21 protein-coding genes and 1 riboswitch are annotated in these 17630 nt (G+C 41.1%); of the genes, 1 reads left to right on the top strand and 20 read right to left on the bottom strand.

Going from position 1 to position 17630, the window contains the following annotated elements:
• Positions 1-101: 101 nt before the first annotated feature.
• The 6 genes from sufU to A374_RS02840 all read right to left on the bottom strand — a co-directional run bounded on the left by sufU (position 102) and on the right by A374_RS02840 (position 4788).
• Entirely contained in the window at positions 102-542 is a 441-nt protein-coding gene (gene sufU / locus A374_RS02860; protein WP_007200674.1) for a Fe-S cluster assembly sulfur transfer protein SufU, read from the bottom strand.
• Entirely contained in the window at positions 532-1752 is a 1221-nt protein-coding gene (locus A374_RS02855) for a cysteine desulfurase (protein WP_007200673.1), read from the bottom strand. The genes sufU and A374_RS02855 overlap by 11 nt, the downstream gene beginning before the upstream one ends.
• Positions 1752-3056: a Fe-S cluster assembly protein SufD gene (sufD, locus tag A374_RS02850; protein ID WP_007200672.1), complete on the bottom strand. Its 1305-nt coding sequence runs from the start codon at positions 3054-3056 to the stop codon at positions 1752-1754. Before sufD ends, A374_RS02855 begins: the two co-directional genes overlap by 1 nt.
• 21 nt (positions 3057-3077) lie before the next feature.
• Positions 3078-3863: a Fe-S cluster assembly ATPase SufC gene (gene sufC, locus A374_RS02845; RefSeq protein WP_007200671.1), complete on the bottom strand. Its 786-nt coding sequence runs from the start codon at positions 3861-3863 to the stop codon at positions 3078-3080.
• Between the two features lie 197 nt (positions 3864-4060).
• Entirely contained in the window at positions 4061-4210 is a 150-nt protein-coding gene (locus tag A374_RS21550) for a YuzK family famiily protein (protein WP_007200670.1), read from the bottom strand.
• Positions 4211-4431: 221 nt separating this feature from the next.
• Positions 4432-4788 carry a carboxymuconolactone decarboxylase family protein gene (locus A374_RS02840; protein WP_007200669.1) on the bottom strand — a complete coding sequence of 119 codons (357 nt, stop codon included), beginning with the start codon at positions 4786-4788 and terminating at the stop codon, positions 4432-4434.
• A 143-nt stretch (positions 4789-4931) separates the two neighbouring features.
• Here A374_RS02840 and A374_RS02835 point away from each other — a divergent pair, with 143 nt between their 5' ends.
• Positions 4932-5777 (top strand): metallophosphoesterase, encoded by an 846-nt coding sequence (locus A374_RS02835; protein ID WP_007200668.1) that lies wholly within the window; start codon positions 4932-4934, stop codon positions 5775-5777.
• A gap of 38 nt (positions 5778-5815) precedes the next feature.
• On the opposite strand, the gene amyS is transcribed toward A374_RS02835, so the two are convergent.
• The 14 genes from amyS to A374_RS02765 all read right to left on the bottom strand — a co-directional run bounded on the left by amyS (position 5816) and on the right by A374_RS02765 (position 17619).
• Complete coding sequence (amyS, locus tag A374_RS02830) at positions 5816-7360, bottom strand: alpha-amylase (RefSeq protein ID WP_007200667.1); 1545 nt, start codon at positions 7358-7360, stop codon at positions 5816-5818.
• 230 nt (positions 7361-7590) lie between these two features.
• Positions 7591-8409, bottom strand: a complete 819-nt coding sequence (gene metQ / locus A374_RS02825) for a methionine ABC transporter substrate-binding lipoprotein MetQ (protein ID WP_007200666.1) — start codon at positions 8407-8409, stop codon at positions 7591-7593.
• Between the two features lie 18 nt (positions 8410-8427).
• On the bottom strand, positions 8428-9096 hold the full coding sequence (locus tag A374_RS02820) for a methionine ABC transporter permease (RefSeq protein WP_007200665.1): 669 nt from the start codon (positions 9094-9096) through the stop codon (positions 8428-8430).
• A complete protein-coding gene (locus tag A374_RS02815; protein ID WP_007200664.1) occupies positions 9086-10114 on the bottom strand; it encodes a methionine ABC transporter ATP-binding protein in 1029 nt (342 codons plus the stop codon). The genes A374_RS02820 and A374_RS02815 overlap by 11 nt, the downstream gene beginning before the upstream one ends.
• A gap of 88 nt (positions 10115-10202) precedes the next feature.
• Positions 10203-10311, bottom strand: a riboswitch (SAM riboswitch).
• A gap of 93 nt (positions 10312-10404) precedes the next feature.
• A complete protein-coding gene (locus A374_RS02810; protein ID WP_007200663.1) occupies positions 10405-10704 on the bottom strand; it encodes a hypothetical protein in 300 nt (99 codons plus the stop codon).
• A 103-nt stretch (positions 10705-10807) separates the two neighbouring features.
• Positions 10808-11131 (bottom strand): anti-sigma factor domain-containing protein, encoded by a 324-nt coding sequence (locus A374_RS02805; protein ID WP_007200662.1) that lies wholly within the window; start codon positions 11129-11131, stop codon positions 10808-10810.
• A gap of 132 nt (positions 11132-11263) precedes the next feature.
• Positions 11264-12013 carry an RNA polymerase sigma-I factor gene (gene sigI / locus A374_RS02800; protein ID WP_007200661.1) on the bottom strand — a complete coding sequence of 250 codons (750 nt, stop codon included), beginning with the start codon at positions 12011-12013 and terminating at the stop codon, positions 11264-11266.
• Positions 12014-12430: 417 nt separating this feature from the next.
• A complete protein-coding gene (locus A374_RS02795; protein WP_007200660.1) occupies positions 12431-12757 on the bottom strand; it encodes a thioredoxin family protein in 327 nt (108 codons plus the stop codon).
• Between the two features lie 78 nt (positions 12758-12835).
• The gene (locus A374_RS02790; protein ID WP_007200659.1) at positions 12836-13174 is read right to left on the bottom strand and encodes a toprim domain-containing protein; all 339 of its coding nucleotides are present in this window, start codon (positions 13172-13174) and stop codon (positions 12836-12838) included.
• A 183-nt stretch (positions 13175-13357) separates the two neighbouring features.
• Positions 13358-13576 (bottom strand): DUF2553 family protein, encoded by a 219-nt coding sequence (locus A374_RS02785; RefSeq protein ID WP_007200658.1) that lies wholly within the window; start codon positions 13574-13576, stop codon positions 13358-13360.
• Positions 13577-13636: 60 nt separating this feature from the next.
• Positions 13637-14023 carry a glycine cleavage system protein GcvH gene (gene gcvH, locus A374_RS02780; RefSeq protein ID WP_007200657.1) on the bottom strand — a complete coding sequence of 129 codons (387 nt, stop codon included), beginning with the start codon at positions 14021-14023 and terminating at the stop codon, positions 13637-13639.
• A gap of 72 nt (positions 14024-14095) precedes the next feature.
• Complete coding sequence (locus tag A374_RS02775; protein ID WP_007200656.1) at positions 14096-14455, bottom strand: arsenate reductase family protein; 360 nt, start codon at positions 14453-14455, stop codon at positions 14096-14098.
• A gap of 175 nt (positions 14456-14630) precedes the next feature.
• On the bottom strand, positions 14631-16415 hold the full coding sequence (locus tag A374_RS02770; protein WP_007200655.1) for an acyl-CoA dehydrogenase family protein: 1785 nt from the start codon (positions 16413-16415) through the stop codon (positions 14631-14633).
• A 22-nt stretch (positions 16416-16437) separates the two neighbouring features.
• Entirely contained in the window at positions 16438-17619 is a 1182-nt protein-coding gene (locus A374_RS02765) for an acetyl-CoA C-acetyltransferase (RefSeq protein ID WP_007200654.1), read from the bottom strand.
• Between the last annotated feature and the right edge of the window lie 11 nt (positions 17620-17630).

Genomic DNA, 17630 nt, shown 5'->3' with positions numbered 1-17630 from the left:
CCTCCTTAAAGGATCTACCCGTAGTGCAAGAGCACGATCATTCTTATTGTAGCATAGCACAATAGGAAAACAAGGAGACGAACCCTTCGTCTTCCTCCCTATTACTCTGCTTCGTTTTGTCCGACACCCTTTTCCATTGCTTTCCAAGCTAGTGTCGCACATTTAATGCGTGCAGGGAACTTAGAAACGCCTTGTAGTGCTTCAATATCACCAAGATCAAGCGCCTCTTCATCATATTCTTTACCAAGCATCATCTCATAAAACACATGAGCAAGCTTAATCGCATCATCGACGGACAATCCTTTAACCGATTGCGTCATCATGCTAGCAGAAGCAAGTGAAATGGAACAGCCTTCGCCGTCAAATTTCGCCTCTGCAATTTTTCCGTCTTCTACTTTCAAATGAAGTTGAATGCGATCCCCACACGTCGGGTTATTCATGTTAATCGTTACAGCATCATCTGCAAGTGTCCCTTTGTTACGAGGGTTTTTGTAATGATCCATAATGACCTGACGATAAAGCTGATCTAAATTAGAAGACATGGCCGAAATACTCCTTTGTTGTGACCAATCCTTTAACAAAAGTATCGATCTCTTCTTTCGTGTTGTATAAATAAAAGCTTGCGCGCGCTGTCGCTGAGACATTGAGCCATTTCATCAATGGCTGTGCACAGTGATGACCGGCGCGAACCGCAATTCCTTCTGCATCCAACACGGTCGCAACATCATGCGGATGAACATCGTCAATGTTAAACGTAATAATACCAGCACGTTCTTTCGGTCCGTAAATGGTAATGCCGTCTACTTCTGATAATTGCTCCATCGCATAGTGTGCCAATTCATGCTCATGCTTTTCAATCTCATCCAGACCGATCTCCTCGAGGAAATCAATCGCTGCTCCAAGACCAATTGCACCTGCAATAATCGGTGTACCACCTTCAAATTTCCAAGGTAGTTCTTTCCACGTGGATTCGTATAAATCAACAAAGTCGATCATCTCTCCACCGAATTCAACCGGCTCCATTGCATTTAGCAATGCTTTTTTTCCATAAAGTACACCGATTCCTGTTGGACCGCACATTTTATGAGAAGAAAAAGCAAAAAAGTCACAATCTAAATCTTGAACGTCCACCTTCATATGAGGGGTACTTTGCGCACCATCGACGACCATAATCGCGCCATGGCGATGCGCAATTGCCGCAATTTCTTTCACCGGATTAATCGTACCAAGCACGTTAGAAACGTGCATCACAGATACGATTTTCGTACGTTCGGTAATCGTTTCTTCCACATCAGCAAGCGCAATCGTACCGTCTGCTTGAAGCGGAATGTACTTTAACGTGGCACCCGTTTTCTTCGCCACTTGTTGCCAAGGGATAATGTTACTATGATGCTCCATTGGCGTAATGACAATTTCGTCACCTTCACTTACGTTCGTAAGTCCGTAGCTAGCAGCAACTGTATTAATGGACGTTGTTGTCCCTCTTGTAAAAATGATTTCTTGTGTTGATTTGGCGTTAATGAACGCTCGCACTTTCTCGCGCGCCCCTTCATACCCATCCGTCGCTCGCGTTCCGAGCGTATGCACGCCCCGATGAACGTTCGAGTTGTAGCCACGATAATACGCGTCAACCGCCTCAATAACGGAAGCTGGCTTTTGGGAAGTCGCACCGCTATCTAAGTAAACAAGCGGTTTTCCATTGACTTCCTGATGCAGGATTGGAAACAGCTTTCTTACTTCATGTGCGTTCATTATCTAACTTTCCTTTCAATAACCTCTACTAAACGGTTTTTCACAGATTCTAATGGCATTTCTTTCACAACTGGTCCTAAGAACCCGTGAATGATTAAGCGTTCTGCTTCTGCCTTAGAAATTCCGCGACTCATTAAGTAGAATAATTGAATCGGATCAATACGACCAACGGAAGCGGCGTGTCCTGCTGTCACGTCATCTTCATCAATCAATAGAATTGGATTCGCATCGCCACGTGCTTTTTCACTAAGCATTAACACGCGTTCTGTTTGCTCACCATTTGATTTCGTTGCGCCGTACTCAATTTTTGTAATGCCGTTAAAAATAGAGGTAGCTTCATCTTTCATCACACCGTGTGTTAAGATGTAGCCTTCTGAATTTTTACCATGATGGAAAATTTGTGCTACGAAATTTTGCTTTTGGTTTTCTTTACCGATGTTCACTGTTTTTGTATCAGCAAACGAACCATCACCGACAAGGTGTGTGGTGTTATCAGATACCGTGTTGCCGTCATTTAGCTGACCGAGCGCCCACTCAATGCGTGCATCACGCCCAACACGACCACGACGGTTTACGTACGTTGTTGTTCCTTTTGCAAGATTATCAACCGCTCCGTACACAACTTTCGCACCAGCACCAGCAAATACTTCTGAAACGATATTCGCAACCGCTTCTTCTTCACCTGTTGTAGAAAGATAGTTTTCTACATACGTGACAGAGCTGTTATCTTCTGCTGCGATAATCACATGATTCACAAGTCCAACGCTTGCATCGTCGCTGTAGTAAATCGCTTGCAGTGGTGCACTTACTTCAACGTTTTTTGGAACGTATAGGAAGGCGCCATTGCTTACTAGCGCTGCATGAAGTGCTGTAAGCTTATGCTCATCAACAGCAACGCCCTCTTTCATGAAGTATGCTTGTACAAGCTCACCATGCTTTTCAACTGCTGTCGCAAGATCCGTAAAAATCACACCTTGAGCAGCAAGCTCTTCAGTAAGGGATACATGAACCGTTTGGCCATTTTGGATAACAAGCAAGTTACCAGCTTGCTCTCCTTCTGGCATTAACGCTTGAACCTTCTCAGGAAGCTCTCCACCTGCTGTAACATTTGCTGCACTCACGTGGTTAAATTCTGTAAGGTTCCATTTATCGATTTTTGTTTTATCTGGTTTTGGCATTGGAAGCTGATTCACAAGCTCTGCTGCCTTTACACGAAGCTCTAACAGCCATTGTGGTTCTTGACGGCTTTGTGAGAACTTTGTTACGTATTCTTTGTCATATTTAAAAGAAGTTTCTACTGACATGGACAAACCCTCCTAACTTGCTTACGCTTCTTGGCCTACAGTTTCGTCTTCGATTCCAAGCTCTTCTTTAATCCAGTCATAGCCTTCAGCTTCAAGACGCTGAGCCAATTCAGGGCCGCCAGATTTCACAATACGTCCTTGCATCATTACGTGTACTTTATCAGGTGTAATGTAGTTTAGTAGACGTTGGTAATGCGTGATGATTAAGCAACCAAAGTCATTGCTTCTCATTTCATTTACACCTTTTGCAACGACTTTCAATGCATCGATATCAAGACCTGAATCGATTTCATCAAGAATCGCAATTTTCGGTTGAATCATCATTAATTGAAGGATTTCATTACGTTTCTTTTCTCCACCAGAGAATCCTTCATTTAAATAACGGTGTGCAAACGCGTTATCCATTTCAAGAACGTCCATTTTTTTATCAAGCTCACGAATAAATTTCATAAGAGAAACTTCATCGCCTTCTTCACGACGTGCGTTAACTGCTGAACGTAGGAAATCTGCGTTCGTAATACCGCTTACTTCACTTGGGTATTGCATTGCCAAGAAGAGACCAGACTTCGCACGCTCGTCTACTTCCATATCAAGTAGATCTTCACCGTTCATTGTTGCCGTACCTTCTGTTACTTCGTATTTCGGATGTCCCATAAGTGCAGAGGAAAGCGTTGATTTCCCTGTACCGTTTGGCCCCATGATTGCGTGGATTTCGCCACCATTTATTTCAAGGTTCAGACCTTTGATGATTTCTTTGTCTTCAATCGAAACACGTAGGTTTTCAATCTTTAAATTTGGTGTAGACATAAAAATGACCTCCATCTCATATTTCTCGTGAAATATATTGTTAATGTGAACAAGAATGAAAATCGTTTCCTATTCCCATTCTCAATTTATTCTCATTCTAATATTATAACAAATTTATTTTATCTTCAACCGGTAGACCGTATTGAAATAAAAAATCAGCACTCCTTTTGTCGAATGCTGATTCTTTCTTTATTATACTATAAAATTTTCCGCTGCATTTCATGTGATATTTCTAAGCTTTTTACATACTCTTTTTGGCGTTCTACTTCAACGTCAATTCGCTTGGTGAGACTTCGCTCGTACTCTGCAAACCCAATGCCGTGTGCTTTATGAAGCGCTTTCTCCATTTCCGCTGTATGATTCGTTTTAATCTGGTGAATAATGAATCATCCTTTCCGTTTTTGCTTGAACGCTACAACTCTTGTATCGTAACAGAAGGACAAGCTCACCAGCAATTGGCATACAGCACCATATAACAAGCGTCATCTTCCTACAGCAGTAAGTGGAATAAATAGGCGATAGATCCTCCTCTTTCCTCCTACATGCTCCAAGAGAGAGCACGATCTCATTAATGCATCGGTTTATTAAATTGCTCGATACATTCTTGAACGAGCGTCACTCCTTGGCTCATGGCTGCCCCGCCACCAAAGGCTGCTGCCACTCCTACCGTTTCTAACACTTCATTCGGGGTTGCACCTTGATCAAGGCTACCTTTTGTATGATAAATGATGCAATATTCATCTTGTGAATAAATGCTAATGCCCAGTGCAATCAATTGCTTTTGCTTTTCACTCACTTCGCCTGCTTTAAAACAATTGCGTGTAAATTCATTAAAGGAATGCGCAAGCTCTGGCATATGCTCTGTATATTTCCCAAGTCCTTCTTTATAGCGAATTAAATGCGCATTGGTTGATTGTTGTTCCATGATTGGTTTCCTCCTACGATTGTAATGATCTTCTTTAGTATGACGCCGAGGTATGTTTTTATCCGAAAACGACACTTATTTCTTACTTCTTTTTCACAATAAGAATATACTGATAGAAGAAAAGGGAAAGGAGCAAACATCGTATGAATTCATCATGGCGTAAAGGCGGAATAGCCACCGGGGCACTAGCAGGTGTTGCGGGAGCAGCACTCGTTTATGCTACGTGCATCGAGCCGCATTGGTATGACATAAAGAAAGTGACCGTGCCGCTTCCAATATTACCGAAAGCCTTTCACTCTTTTACCATCGTACATATCAGTGATTTGCATATTGGCTATCAAGTGAAAGCTCGTCATGTTAAAAAGATTGTTGCAGCCATTTCAGCACAAAAACCTGATCTTATTGTTTTTACAGGTGACTTTATTAATTCAGCTCGCTCCATTAAAGCGGCGAGGAAATGCATTCCTTATTTTCAGGAGCTTTCTGCACCTTACGGAAAATTTGCCGTTTGGGGAAATCACGACTATTTAGCACCAGACGATGAGCGAATTTCGTTATTACAAGAAGCGCAGTTTACATGTTTAGTGAACGAGCATACACACATCGACCGCGGCGAAGATACTCTCTATCTTGCCGGACTAGATGACTATCTTGAAGGTACCGCCGACATTGAAAAAGCCTTGGACGGCATTCCCGATGAAAGCTGCACCATCTTGCTTGCTCATGAACCTGATTATTTTAAAGTAAGCATGAAGTATAACATTAGTCTTCAGCTTTCCGGCCATAGTCACGGTGGGCAAGTATGTGTACCATTTTACGGTCCACTCGTAACATCCAAACTTGGAAAAGCCTTTCATAGTGGCCTTTATCAACATCCATCAGAGCCAAAGTTTTTATATACGAATCGCGGCCTCGGCACGACACATCTTCCTGTGCGCTTCGCGTGTCGTCCAGAAATCACGGTTCTTACGCTCGTTCAAGGATCATAGTAAAAAGCCCCCTTCAATAACGGAGGGGGCTGCTAGCTTTACTTTTGTACATAGACAGCATACGAGCCATCGCCAACTGAAAACTCACCGTTACCGTCTCCATCAATCGTAACTGTCTTTGTAGCATTGCCGGTTATGTCATACCATTCTTGCTTAGCATGTTGAGTACCAACAAACATTTTCTTTGTGCCGCCTTTACCATCTGTAATGACAGAAGCGAGTCCTGACTTGCCATGCTCGCTGTCACCTTCACGCGTCCAGCCGACTATATTATGATCATCAAAATAATCGTGTTGTTTACCATACGCTAACTCTTTCCGTACTTTTAATAGCGGTTCAAGCTTTTTTTGTAGCGCAGGTACTTCTCGACCTGAAGAACCTTTCGTACCATAAAGATCGCCGTAAAAAACGTCCGGATAGCCAGCGTCTCTCGTTAAAATATACGTATATGCTTGTGGCTTAAACCAAGCTTGTACCGAGGATTCTAGTGCTTGCCCTGGCTGTGTATCATGATTTTCGACAAAGGTTACCGCTTTGTCAGGACGGCTTTTCACAAGCGTTCCTTCTCCTAATTTCCCCATATCAAAGTTGCCATTGGAAGAGGAAGCTGCTTGAAATTGATAGTGTAATGGCACATCAAAAGCAGATTGATTGCCGGTTTTATTTAAGTAGTTTTCAATGGCCCCTAGATCATTTTGCCAATATTCAGCGACGGTAAACATTTCCTTGCCAGATTGGGAGCGAACGTCATTCACCCAATCTTTTAAGAAGGAAAATTTTATATGCTTCACCGCATCCATTCGAAAGCCATCTAAATTCAATTCTTTTGCGTACCAATTGCCCCATTTTTTCATTTCCTTTACAACGTCAGGATGATCATAATCGATATCGGCATACATTAAGTAATCGTAATTGCCAAACTCGTGAGACACTTCTTCATCCCATGCTTTTCCCGTACTGCGAAATTTATAAATACGCTTTATCTTCTTCTCTTCATCCCAATCTGTGCCGTTAAAATGTTGCCAGCCCCATTTAAAATCGCTGTACTTTCCTTTTCGACCGTCAAAATCAAAGCCCGTCCACGCCTTAATTTTGTATTCACCTGACGTTTCTTGATTGCGATTATCAGGGTTCACCTCTACTGCATTCACTTCTTCCGTACGATCAGCGCCGCCTTTATGATTCATAACCACATCACCATAAACGTTAACTCCTTTGCCGTGAAGTGCGGAGACGGCTGCTTGCAGCTGTTCTTTCGTACCGTATTTCGTACGAACCGTTCCTTTTTGATTAAATTCCCCTAAATCGTATAAGTCATAGGCACCATAGCCCACATCTTCTTGTGAGGTTCCTTTGTATGCTGGGGGAATCCAGACTGCGGATATGCCAATGTCCGCTAGATGGTTCGCATCGTCTTTTAGACGGTTCCATTGTTGACCATCATTAGGTATGTACCATTCAAAGTATTGCATCATCGTTCCATTTTGTTTGGCGGCTGCCTGTGCAGTGTTACTTGATAGTGGTAGTGCAAACGTTAGCGCCAATGCGCATGCCGACACCATCCATTTCGAAGTGTTCTTCATCCTGAGTTCCTCCTTGGTGATAAAGCGATTACATCATACTATACAAAAGCACAATCTTCGCTGTATATAGAGCATGTTCCTTAAATACGGCAAAAATAAAACAGTACAATAGTTCTCGTCTCTTAATGGGGCTACTTTACGGCAGGTCTATTCCCCTACTGATCTGGTTAATTTTCCTAAATCAGCAAAAAAAGCCTACATCACGTAGATGTAAGCTTTTCTTCAACGGCTTATTTCGCAGGTAATACAGCACCTTTGTATTTATCTTTAATGAAATCTTGAATTTCTTTAGAGTGTAACACTTCAACAAGTGCTTTAACCGCTTTTGCCTTTTGATCGCCTTTACGAACAGTAATAATATTCGCAAATGGTGATTCTGAACCTTCTAATACAATTGCATCTTTTTTCGGTGTTAAGCCCGCATCAATTGCATAGTTCGTATTAATGATAACCGCATCGCCAGACTCGTTTTTGTACACTTTTGGCAATAAGCCTGGATCCACATTTGCTTTAAATTTAATATGCTTCGGATTTTCGGCAACATCTTTTAACGTTGCTTTTACACCTTTACCCGCTTTAAGCTTAATGAGCCCACCTTTTTCAAGCAACATGAGCATGCGACCTTGTTCAGCAATATTATTGCTCATAATGACGGTTGCACCTTCTGGTAATTCTTTTAACGATTTGTATTTTTTAGAATACACACCCATCGGTTCAAGGTGAATTTTCCCTGCATTGACGAATTTATAATCTTTATGATCTTTCATCGCTTGTTCTAAATATGGAATGTGTTGAAAATAGTTAGCATCAATTTTCTTTTGTGCAAGTGCTTTGTTAGGTAAAACATAATCTTGGAACGTTGTAATTTCTAGATCAATTCCTTTTTTCTTTAGCAGTGGTTTGGCAGCTTCTAAAATTTCCGCATGAGGGACGTTAGAAGCACCTACTTTAATCTTATCATCTGCAATCTTACCATCTTTACTGCCGCCACACGCAGCAAGTGCTGCTGTTAACAATAATACCAATGCAATCGTTACTACCTTCTTCACTCTCATTCCTCCTATTAGTTAGCGTTTATCTAAGCGACGTGTAACAGTATCTCCAATAATTTGGATCACAAACACAATCACTAGTATGATGACGGTCGCTACGAACGTAACATCCGTTTGATCTCGTTGGAATCCTTGTAAATAGGCCATATTACCAAGTCCACCTGCGCCAACAATACCCGCCATTGCGGTATAGCCGATAATGGCGATCCCAGTGACCGTTATGCCCGAAATTAAGGCTGGTAAACTTTCTGGTATTAATACTTTAAAAATAATTTGCCCTGCGCCTGCTCCCATAGATCGCGCGGCTTCAATAACACCACGATCCACTTCACGAAGGCCAATTTCAACCATGCGCGCATAAAACGGTGCCGCCCCGATAATGAGTGCCGGGAGAGCAGCATCTGCACCAATAATGTCACCTACAATCGCATTCGTAAATGGCAGCAACAGAATAATTAAAATAATAAAGGGAATGGAACGAAACACGTTAATGACCGCTGCAATAATGCCATTAAAAAAGCGATTTTGCCACATGTTTCCTTTTCCTGTTAAAAAGAGAACGAGTCCGAGAATCAGACCGAGAATAAATGTCGCCAAAATCGTAACGGCCGACATATAAAGCGTTTCATACGTGGCATCTAAGATGGCATCCCACTCAACATGCGGAAATAAATTAGTCAGCATATGCCATCACCTCCACTTCGACTTGCTGCTCATGCATAAAGGCTACCGCACGCTCTATTTCTGAGTATTCCCCTTGTAGCTGAATGAATAGCGTGCCATACGGTCCATTTTGTGTTTGTGACACATTACCTTGCAAGATGTTTACAGACACATCAAAGGAACGAATAACACTTGTAATGATTGGTTCTTCTGCATGCCCACCAATGAATTTCAGTTGAATAATTTTGCTTTCAGGCTTCGCTTTAGCCAATTGCTTAATCATATCGGTCGTTTCTTCCGGCTCAACGACTTGCTTTAAGAAGTCTTTTGTAATGAGTTGCTTCGGTCGCTTAAATAGTTCTAATACAGGACCTTGCTCAACAACTTTACCGTTTTCCATCACCGCTACTCGATGACAAATTTTACGAATGACGTTCATTTCATGCGTAATTAATACGATCGTTAAACCGAGCTTTTTATTAATTTCAACTAAGAGGTTTAAGATGCTATCCGTTGTTTTCGGATCAAGTGCAGAAGTGGCTTCATCACATAGTAAAACTTTTGGATTGTTCGCAAGCGCTCGCGCGATCCCGACACGTTGCTTTTGCCCACCACTTAGCTGAGATGGGTAAGAGTCGCCTCTCCCTTCAAGACCGACGAGTGTAATTAATTCTGCGACTCTTTTCTTACGCTCTTCTTTTGATACGCCAGCAATCTCTAACGGAAAAGATATATTCTCCGCTACCGTACGCGACCATAACAAGTTAAAGTGTTGAAAAATCATACTAATTTCTTGGCGCGCTTTGCGTAACGCCTTGTTGCTTAAAGCCGCTAAATCCTGCCCAGCTACACTAACCGTACCTGTACTTGGACGCTCTAGCATATTTAACATGCGAATGAGTGTACTTTTACCGGCACCACTATAACCGATAATGCCGAAGATCTCACCTTGTTCGATGCGTAACGATATATCATCGACAGCTTGAACAGGTCCATTTCTCGTTTGAAAGACTTTACGAACTGCGTTTAATGTAATCAACGTGAATGCTTCCTTTCCCTCTGTGTAATAAAAAATGCCCTTCTGCTTATCATGAGCAGAAGGACATAAAGAAATTTATATGTCAGTCAACTCATCTCCCAAAGACATTGCTTTGCAGGAATTGGCACCATTTTAAGCAAAAGCTTAACGGTTGCCGGGTTTCATCGGGCCAGTCCCTCCACCACTCGTGATAAGTGTTATTTGATTTTTGGTTACTTTTGAAATAAAACTTCTCAAATATGATATGAATCATATCATTGAAGTATGACCATGTCAACAAATTTTCTGTTTTATCGTTCATGATTTAAATAGAGCAGAGATTCCGTTTTAAGCTGATCTCGATAAGATCCTTCATAGACGACGCGTTGCTCTGTAATCAATGTCCCAAGGCGACAGTGACCGTTTAAAAGGGCAAGCAAGTCTGTGTGCTTTCCGGAAATGGAGATCAGACGCTTCTTATGCGTTAGCTTATTCATAAAGGTTACATGTAATGTCTCATTATGGCACGTAATTTGCACTAAATCGCGATTTAAAAGCGGCTGGAGGCACGGAGTTGATTGTAGCTTTGTTGCCCAATCATGATTGTCCATAAAAAAAATCCCCCTCACAATAGTCATTACTACTAAAGTTCGGGAGAAAACATATAATTCCTTGATGAACTGTTCGACAGTTTCCTTCTATGAACGACGGATTTCACGCAACGTGAAGAATTCCAGCGTGCATCATTACTGTTTGAACAGCTTGTAAGGAGAAATGGGGAACGGCCGCAACAGGTGCTTCGTTACGACCGAATGGAATCATTCCAGATAGAATGACGTATATAAGCAATGCCCCTAATAAGATTGAAAGAGAAGGCAAGAACACTTTACAAAATCGGCTTCTTTCTCTTGAAATTTTATATTCCATACCGACGACCGGATGAGCTCCACGCGGAACTTTCACCGTTACAAAGCAACCATCCTTTGTTAAAAGAGTTGCCTTTCCTTTCTTAACTTCCAATAAAATACCATGTTGCATTCCACATATCCCTCCTGCTAGGCGAAGGATCTGCTTCGTATCGTAATTAATGGCCGGAAGCGAAGAAAAAATAGGATAAGAAATAGATGATACAAGCTTCCAATTAATTACAACCGTTTAACTTCCCCTTGATTAAGGCTGAATATAAGACTTTAACGCTTTAAAGTCACCTAAGTAGATTAGCGATACCGCTATTATATACTTTCGATTTCTCTCTATCGTTTTACGACTGCAAGAGACCATGTTTAGTAAATCTTTTATTGGAAGTTGCTTTTTTTCCATCAAAAATGAGGACCATTCTTTATTTTCGACAAGAAGACGTGCAATTTCTTTTGCATTTTCACGTGCATCTACATGCTTCGGACAGTGTTTACTTAATACTTTGAAGTTCAAACCAAAATCTTTAAGAAGCTTTTGATATTCTTCAATTTCATATACGCGGTTTTCTGCTTGGATCTTCTCTTCATAGTGATCCATCGCTGCTTTTTGTTCTGCATAGCTATCTTCAATGCGACCTTCTTCATCTTCTTCATCAGGCTGCAAATAGATTAAGCGATTTTGCCTTACTTCTTTACGAATAAAGTCAATGACACGACGACGAATAACCATATCAGCAAACGATAAGAAACGGCTTCCTTGGCCTTCTTGATATTGATCAATCGCTTCGTTAAAGGCATATAATCCGACGCTAAACTCATCCATCGTACGGTCAATATATTGACTACACACTTTGGAGGTTACTTTTTTAATGAATGGCTGATACGCTTCAATCAATTCATTTCGCAGGGAATCTTGATTACCTTTTTGAATTTTCATTACTTTATCTTCAATATTTCCTAATGTCGTATGGTTTGGCATGTTCGGTACAAATGTAGTAGACATAAATTCACCTCTTGAATCCAGGTTGTTATTTTCGCTAATGTAGGTATAAATTCTCTCTTCAGGTCTTTATACCCAATTGCTAATAGGAGCAAACAATAATCAAGCTCTCCTATACATTTATACCATTGATTTGCTGTTTTGTAGGATACAGTTGTATAACAATATTACGCTTCTTATAACAATTGTAATCTTTTTGTCATGATTTATAAATAACAATTATCTCTTTTGTTAGAACGTTTTCGAAAGTGATAGGCACAATTCTTGCAATACGTGCCTTAATCTACGTATTGTTATGTAAATTCCAGCTTTTTCATGCTGTAAACCCTTTAACATATTTCTGTTTCATTTTACCACTACACCCATCATTTCCTTTTAAAAAATACCCCCTAAAAAAATAAAAGCCCGAATTTCAGGCTTTTAAAAGTAATTTTTCATGTTTTCATACAAATAATCGACCGATTTCATCGCGTACATTTGTTTAACGGCAATGCCTCTTTTAATAAAAAGCAAACACGGTACACTCGTAATGCTGTACGTTTCAGCAAGCTCTGGCACTTCATTTAAGTTACAAGCACCGAGTTGCGGTGATGGATGTTCTGCTTCATATACCGTAAGCGCAAGATCAACCATGCGCTTGCCTACCTTACATGTGCCGCAAAGCGGTGTTTGTATATATAAAGCGACTGTTTCTTCATTGGATTGTTGAATGAGTTGCCCGATTTCTTCTCTCGCTATGTGCTTCATAATCCCACTCCATGTAGTTGTTCTCTTTCTCTCCATTTTACACGATTGTGAGCACATAATCCAAAAAGAGGGGAGCGTTCATGATCCTAAGCATTCTTTTTTCACAAGAAAACGAGCGCCCAAAAGAATATTCGCTAAATACATAAGCGGGGTTTTGGCTACTTCACGGTACATTTTATGCGTATACAAATGTTCGGCATTCGGTAGTTCTCTTTGAAGCATCTTACGCAATTTTGCTCCCGCTTCATCTGCATCCACTAAAATATACACATCGCGATCCTCTATCTCAATAGCAAGCTCTTCTAACTTTGAAAATCCAAGTGTGCCATTTGTACAAATAATATCAACAGGCTCCTTTAAAATAGAAATGAGCTTTTCTTTATCCGATTTGCCTTCAACAATAATAACTTTATCCATCCTTCATCTCTCCTATATGAACTGAAACAAGGAATACGAACTCATTTTTAGGGACATTTCGAAGTTATTAACTATAATACCCTTTATTTTATTAGAATCCTCCACCATTTGTTAATAAATTTAAAAAAAATAAAAAAGACCCCCATCATCTACAGATAATGGAGATCTCGTAACGAAGGCTAGTTATGTACGCGCCTTAGAGTCGATTATAACATTCTTGTATAATTGATAAAATTTATCGCCTTCAAAGACGAATCCTTCCATCATAGCATAGTGCGTTCCTTGATCCGTGAAGTGCATACGCCCAATTCGTTTTCCACAATGAAAGAAAGCAAGATGCCCGGCTTCCATTTTGCCATATACTTTTGACGTAATATCATGCTTCTTCAAGGATTGATCCAAGGATGCCACTTCCTTCCGCATAGAATATACTGTTCAATTCTTATGCCGTCGGAAAAATGTTTAGTCCTCTTTTGTCATTTCCTCATATTGCTCTGCTGTCATTAACTTATCGATTTCTGCCGTATCAGATACTTCAACGACGATCATCCAAGCTTTTTCGTAAGCAGATTCATTAACAAGCTCTGGGCTATCATCTAGGTCTTCGTTAATAGCAACGACTTTACCTGAGATTGGTGCGTAAAGCTCAGACACTGTTTTTACAGATTCAACGCTACCAAATGGCTCGTCTGCGGAAATGTCATCGCCTACTTCTGGAAGCTCCACAAATACGATATCGCCTAGCTCGTCTTGTGCAAAATCAGTAATCCCAATTCTTACTGTATTGCCCTCTTCAACTTTTACCCACTCATGTTCTTCAGAATAACGTAAATCTTTTGGAAAATTCATTGTGTGATCCCTCCAGCTTTCTATAATTTATAATAACTATAATATTAAATTTATTATAGTTAAGCAACTATTTTACTTTTTCCACTGCTGTTCAAATGTTTCTTCTTTAAATCCAACGGTAACGTTTTCTCCATCTGTTACGATTGGTCGCTTAATTAGCATCCCATCAGAAGCTAACCAGTCTAACATTTCATCTTCACTTGCACTTTTTAGTTTGTCCTTTAAGCCTAACTCGCGATATTTCATACCGCTCGTATTAAAGAACTTCTTCATGTCTAGACCACTTAAAGCAACGAGCTGCTGTAATTCCTCTTTTGAAGGAGGATTTTCCACAATATGTACGGATTCAAACGTAATATGGTTCGCTTCTAACCATTTCTTTGCTTTTTGACACGTCCCGCACTTTGGATATTGATAAAACGTGATGCTCATTTCTTTCACCTCTTCTCTTCCATAGTACCACAAAATAGTGTAGCCAGGTAAACCTAAAACCAAACAAAAAAGCGCTTTCTTTTTCAAGTGTAAAAATGACCTCGGCGTTTTACACCGAGGTCATGCGAGAGAGTTTTAAATACTTGGGCGGGGTTTATTGTTTTTTTGCGGTTGCTTATAGAACGTAACGTTCTTCTTCTAATACTACCGTTGCAATTTCACGTTTTTTCTTAATAACATTAATTGGTGTATGACGCGTTAATTTGCGAAGAGCTGATAACATCATACGAAGTGTATCGCCTTCTTCTACAGCAATAATCGACTCTTTTGCATGTGCTTCAATACGGTTAAAGGCTTCTTGACAGAATACTTCTGTCATCAACAATTTTTGTGTATGGCGCTCTGCCCCAGTGCGATTAAACGCTTTTTCTGTACGAAGAACCGTTGATTCCATCGCATATAGCTCACTAATCATATCTGCAAGGTTCGCTAGTACTTCTTGCTCATTTTCAAGTTTTTGACCGTACTTTTGAACAACAAGACCTGCAACCATAAGGATGACTTTTTTCGCCATACTTACGAGGTATTTCTCTTGATCGAGTGCCTCTGTACCTATTTCTTGTGGCATCATCATCATTAGTTCGTTTTGAAGAGCGGTTGCTTTTTCAACGAGTGGAAGCTCACCTTTCATCGCTTTACGAACGAGTGTACCTGGTACAAGCAAGCGGTTAATTTCATTTGTTCCTTCGAAAATACGGTGAATACGTGCATCGCGGTACGCGCCTTCTACTTCATATTCACTCATGAAGCCGTAGCCTCCGTGAATTTGAACCGCTTCATCTGCTACATATGCAAGTACTTCTGAAGCGAAGAATTTATTAAGAGAACATTCAATTGCGTATTCTGCAATGGATTTTCCGATTTGTAAACCGTCTTTTTGCTCTTCTTCGCTTAATTGACCTAGACGAGATTCGAACAAGCCAGCTGTACGGTATACAGAGCTTTCTGCTGCATACGTTTGCGAAGCCATGTTTGCAAGCTTTTCTTGAATCAGTGGGAACGAACCAATACTTTTCTTAAACTGCTGACGCTCATTTGCATATTTTGCAGACACTTCAATGCTGCGTTTTGCTCCACCCATACAGCCAATTGCTAATTTATAGCGACCGATGTTTAGAATGTTAAAGGCGATTACATGACCACGACCGATTTCGCCAAGAAGATTTTCTTTAGGAACGTGAACATCTTCAAGAATCAATGTACGTGTAGAGGAAGATTTAATCCCCATTTTCTTTTCTTCTGGTCCAGTTGATACACCTTTATAGTTACGTTCCACGATAAATGCTGAGAAATGCTCGCCGTCTACTTTAGCATATACAACGAATACGTCAGCAAATGCCGAGTTTGTAATCCATTGTTTTTCACCATTTAATACGTAGTGCGTGCCTTCAGCATTTAACTTTGCCGTCGTTTTCGCACCAAGTGCATCTGAACCTGATCCTGGCTCTGTTAGTGCATACGCCGCAAGTCTTGCACCAGATGCTAGATCGGGTAAGTAGCGTTGCTTTTGGTCTTCGTTACCGAAAAGAACGATTGGCAATGAACCAATACCTACGTGTGCTCCATGGCTAATCGAGAAACCACGCGCGCGCGCAAACTTTTCTGTAATCAAGGAAGAAGAAATTTTATCAAGTCCTAAACCGCCGTATTCTTCCGGTACATCAACACCAAGAAGGCCAAGATCGCCCGCTTTTTTGAGAAGGTCTACAGAAACATCAAACTGATGATCTTCTAATTTATCAAGCTGTGGTACAACTTCTTTCAACACGTAATCTTCTGTTGTTTTCGCAATCATTAAATGCTCTTCTGTGAAATCCTCCGGTGTAAACATATCTGCTGCTTCAATATCCTCAATTAAAAAGCTTCCGCCTTTAAAAACTTTTTCCATTGTATTTGACATGCTAATTCCCTCCTAATTGAAATTAACCTACAAGTTCAAAGACACCAGCAGCGCCCATTCCGCCACCGATACACATCGTGACAACACCAAATTGCTCGCCGCGACGTTTCATTTCATGAAGCAATGTTAGCGTTAGTTTTGCGCCTGAACAGCCAAGCGGATGTCCAAGAGCAATCGCGCCACCATTGACATTTACTTTATCTTCTGGAAGCTTCAGTTCACGCATCACTTGCACCGCTTGCGATGCAAATGCTTCATTCAACTCAAACAATCCAATGTCAGATAATTCTAGACCCGCTAATTTAAGCGCTTTCGGAATAGCCGCGACTGGACCTACGCCCATAATTTCTGGCGCGACACCTGCTACTGCAAAGCTTCTAAACTTCAACAGTGGTGAGAGGCCTTCTGCCAACGCTTTTTCACGATCCATTAAAAGAACGGATGCAGCGCCATCACTCGTTTGTGATGCGTTACCTGCTGTCACCGAACCTTTTACTGAAAAGACCGGACGTAGTTTTGCTAAACCTTCCATTGATGTGTTCGCACGAACGCCTTCGTCCGTATCCACAAGAAATTCTGTTTCTTTGACTTTATGATCTGAGCCAAGTGTGCGACGAATAACAGGAACCGGAACGATTTCGTCTTTGAAACGTCCTTCTTGAATTGCGCGCGCTGCATTCATATGACTGCGAACAGCAAACGCATCTTGGTCTTCACGCGATACGCCAAAACGACGCGCTACTTCTTCTGCTGTATACCCCATGCCCATATAGTATTGAGGAACGGTTTCAACAAGCTCTGGATTCGGACGAATGTTATGTCCTTCCATCGGCAGTAAACTCATTGATTCAGCGCCACCTGCTAGCACAGCTTCTGCATGACCGAGCATAATTTTCTCGGCACCATACGCAATACTTTGTAGACCTGATGAACAGAAACGATTGATTGTAATGGCAGGAACCGTATTAGGAAGTCCTGCTCGTGCACCGATCAACCGCGCCATGTTCATACCTTGTTCTGCTTCTGGAATAGCACAGCCCATAATTAAATCATCGATCGGACCATCATAACCACCCGCGCGTTTTAAAGTTTCTTTAATCGTAATCGCAGCGAGTTCATCTGAACGCATTTGTGCAAATGATCCTTTTTTTGCTTTTCCGACAGGTGTACGCGCACCTGCAACAATGACAGCATCTCTAAGCATACGTTTCCCCT

The sequence above is a fragment of the Fictibacillus macauensis ZFHKF-1 genome, assembly GCF_000269865.1.
Lineage (GTDB): Bacteria > Bacillota > Bacilli > Bacillales > Fictibacillaceae > Fictibacillus_C > Fictibacillus_C macauensis.
This window is presented reverse-complemented; position numbering and strand designations above follow the sequence as displayed.

Coding starts and splice junctions, on each gene's coding strand:
- sigI (WP_007200661.1), bottom strand. CDS start 12,013: ATGTCTACTACATTTGTACCGAACATGCCAAACCATACGACATTAGGA.
- A374_RS02790 (WP_007200659.1), bottom strand. CDS start 13,174: ATGGATAAAGTTATTATTGTTGAAGGCAAATCGGATAAAGAAAAGCTC.
- A374_RS02820 (WP_007200665.1), bottom strand. CDS start 9,096: ATGCTGACTAATTTATTTCCGCATGTTGAGTGGGATGCCATCTTAGAT.
- A374_RS02775 (WP_007200656.1), bottom strand. CDS start 14,455: ATGAGCATCACGTTTTATCAATATCCAAAGTGCGGGACGTGTCAAAAA.
- A374_RS21550 (WP_007200670.1), bottom strand. CDS start 4,210: ATGGAGAAAGCGCTTCATAAAGCACACGGCATTGGGTTTGCAGAGTAC.
- gcvH (WP_007200657.1), bottom strand. CDS start 14,023: ATGAATTTTCCAAAAGATTTACGTTATTCTGAAGAACATGAGTGGGTA.
- A374_RS02840 (WP_007200669.1), bottom strand. CDS start 4,788: ATGGAACAACAATCAACCAATGCGCATTTAATTCGCTATAAAGAAGGA.
- sufC (WP_007200671.1), bottom strand. CDS start 3,863: ATGTCTACACCAAATTTAAAGATTGAAAACCTACGTGTTTCGATTGAA.
- A374_RS02810 (WP_007200663.1), bottom strand. CDS start 10,704: ATGGACAATCATGATTGGGCAACAAAGCTACAATCAACTCCGTGCCTC.
- A374_RS02795 (WP_007200660.1), bottom strand. CDS start 12,757: ATGAAGCACATAGCGAGAGAAGAAATCGGGCAACTCATTCAACAATCC.
- A374_RS02855 (WP_007200673.1), bottom strand. CDS start 1,752: ATGAACGCACATGAAGTAAGAAAGCTGTTTCCAATCCTGCATCAGGAA.
- amyS (WP_007200667.1), bottom strand. CDS start 7,360: ATGAAGAACACTTCGAAATGGATGGTGTCGGCATGCGCATTGGCGCTA.
- A374_RS02765 (WP_007200654.1), bottom strand. CDS start 17,619: ATGCTTAGAGATGCTGTCATTGTTGCAGGTGCGCGTACACCTGTCGGA.
- A374_RS02805 (WP_007200662.1), bottom strand. CDS start 11,131: ATGCAACATGGTATTTTATTGGAAGTTAAGAAAGGAAAGGCAACTCTT.
- A374_RS02835 (WP_007200668.1), top strand. CDS start 4,932: ATGAATTCATCATGGCGTAAAGGCGGAATAGCCACCGGGGCACTAGCA.
- sufD (WP_007200672.1), bottom strand. CDS start 3,056: ATGTCAGTAGAAACTTCTTTTAAATATGACAAAGAATACGTAACAAAG.
- sufU (WP_007200674.1), bottom strand. CDS start 542: ATGTCTTCTAATTTAGATCAGCTTTATCGTCAGGTCATTATGGATCAT.
- A374_RS02770 (WP_007200655.1), bottom strand. CDS start 16,415: ATGTCAAATACAATGGAAAAAGTTTTTAAAGGCGGAAGCTTTTTAATT.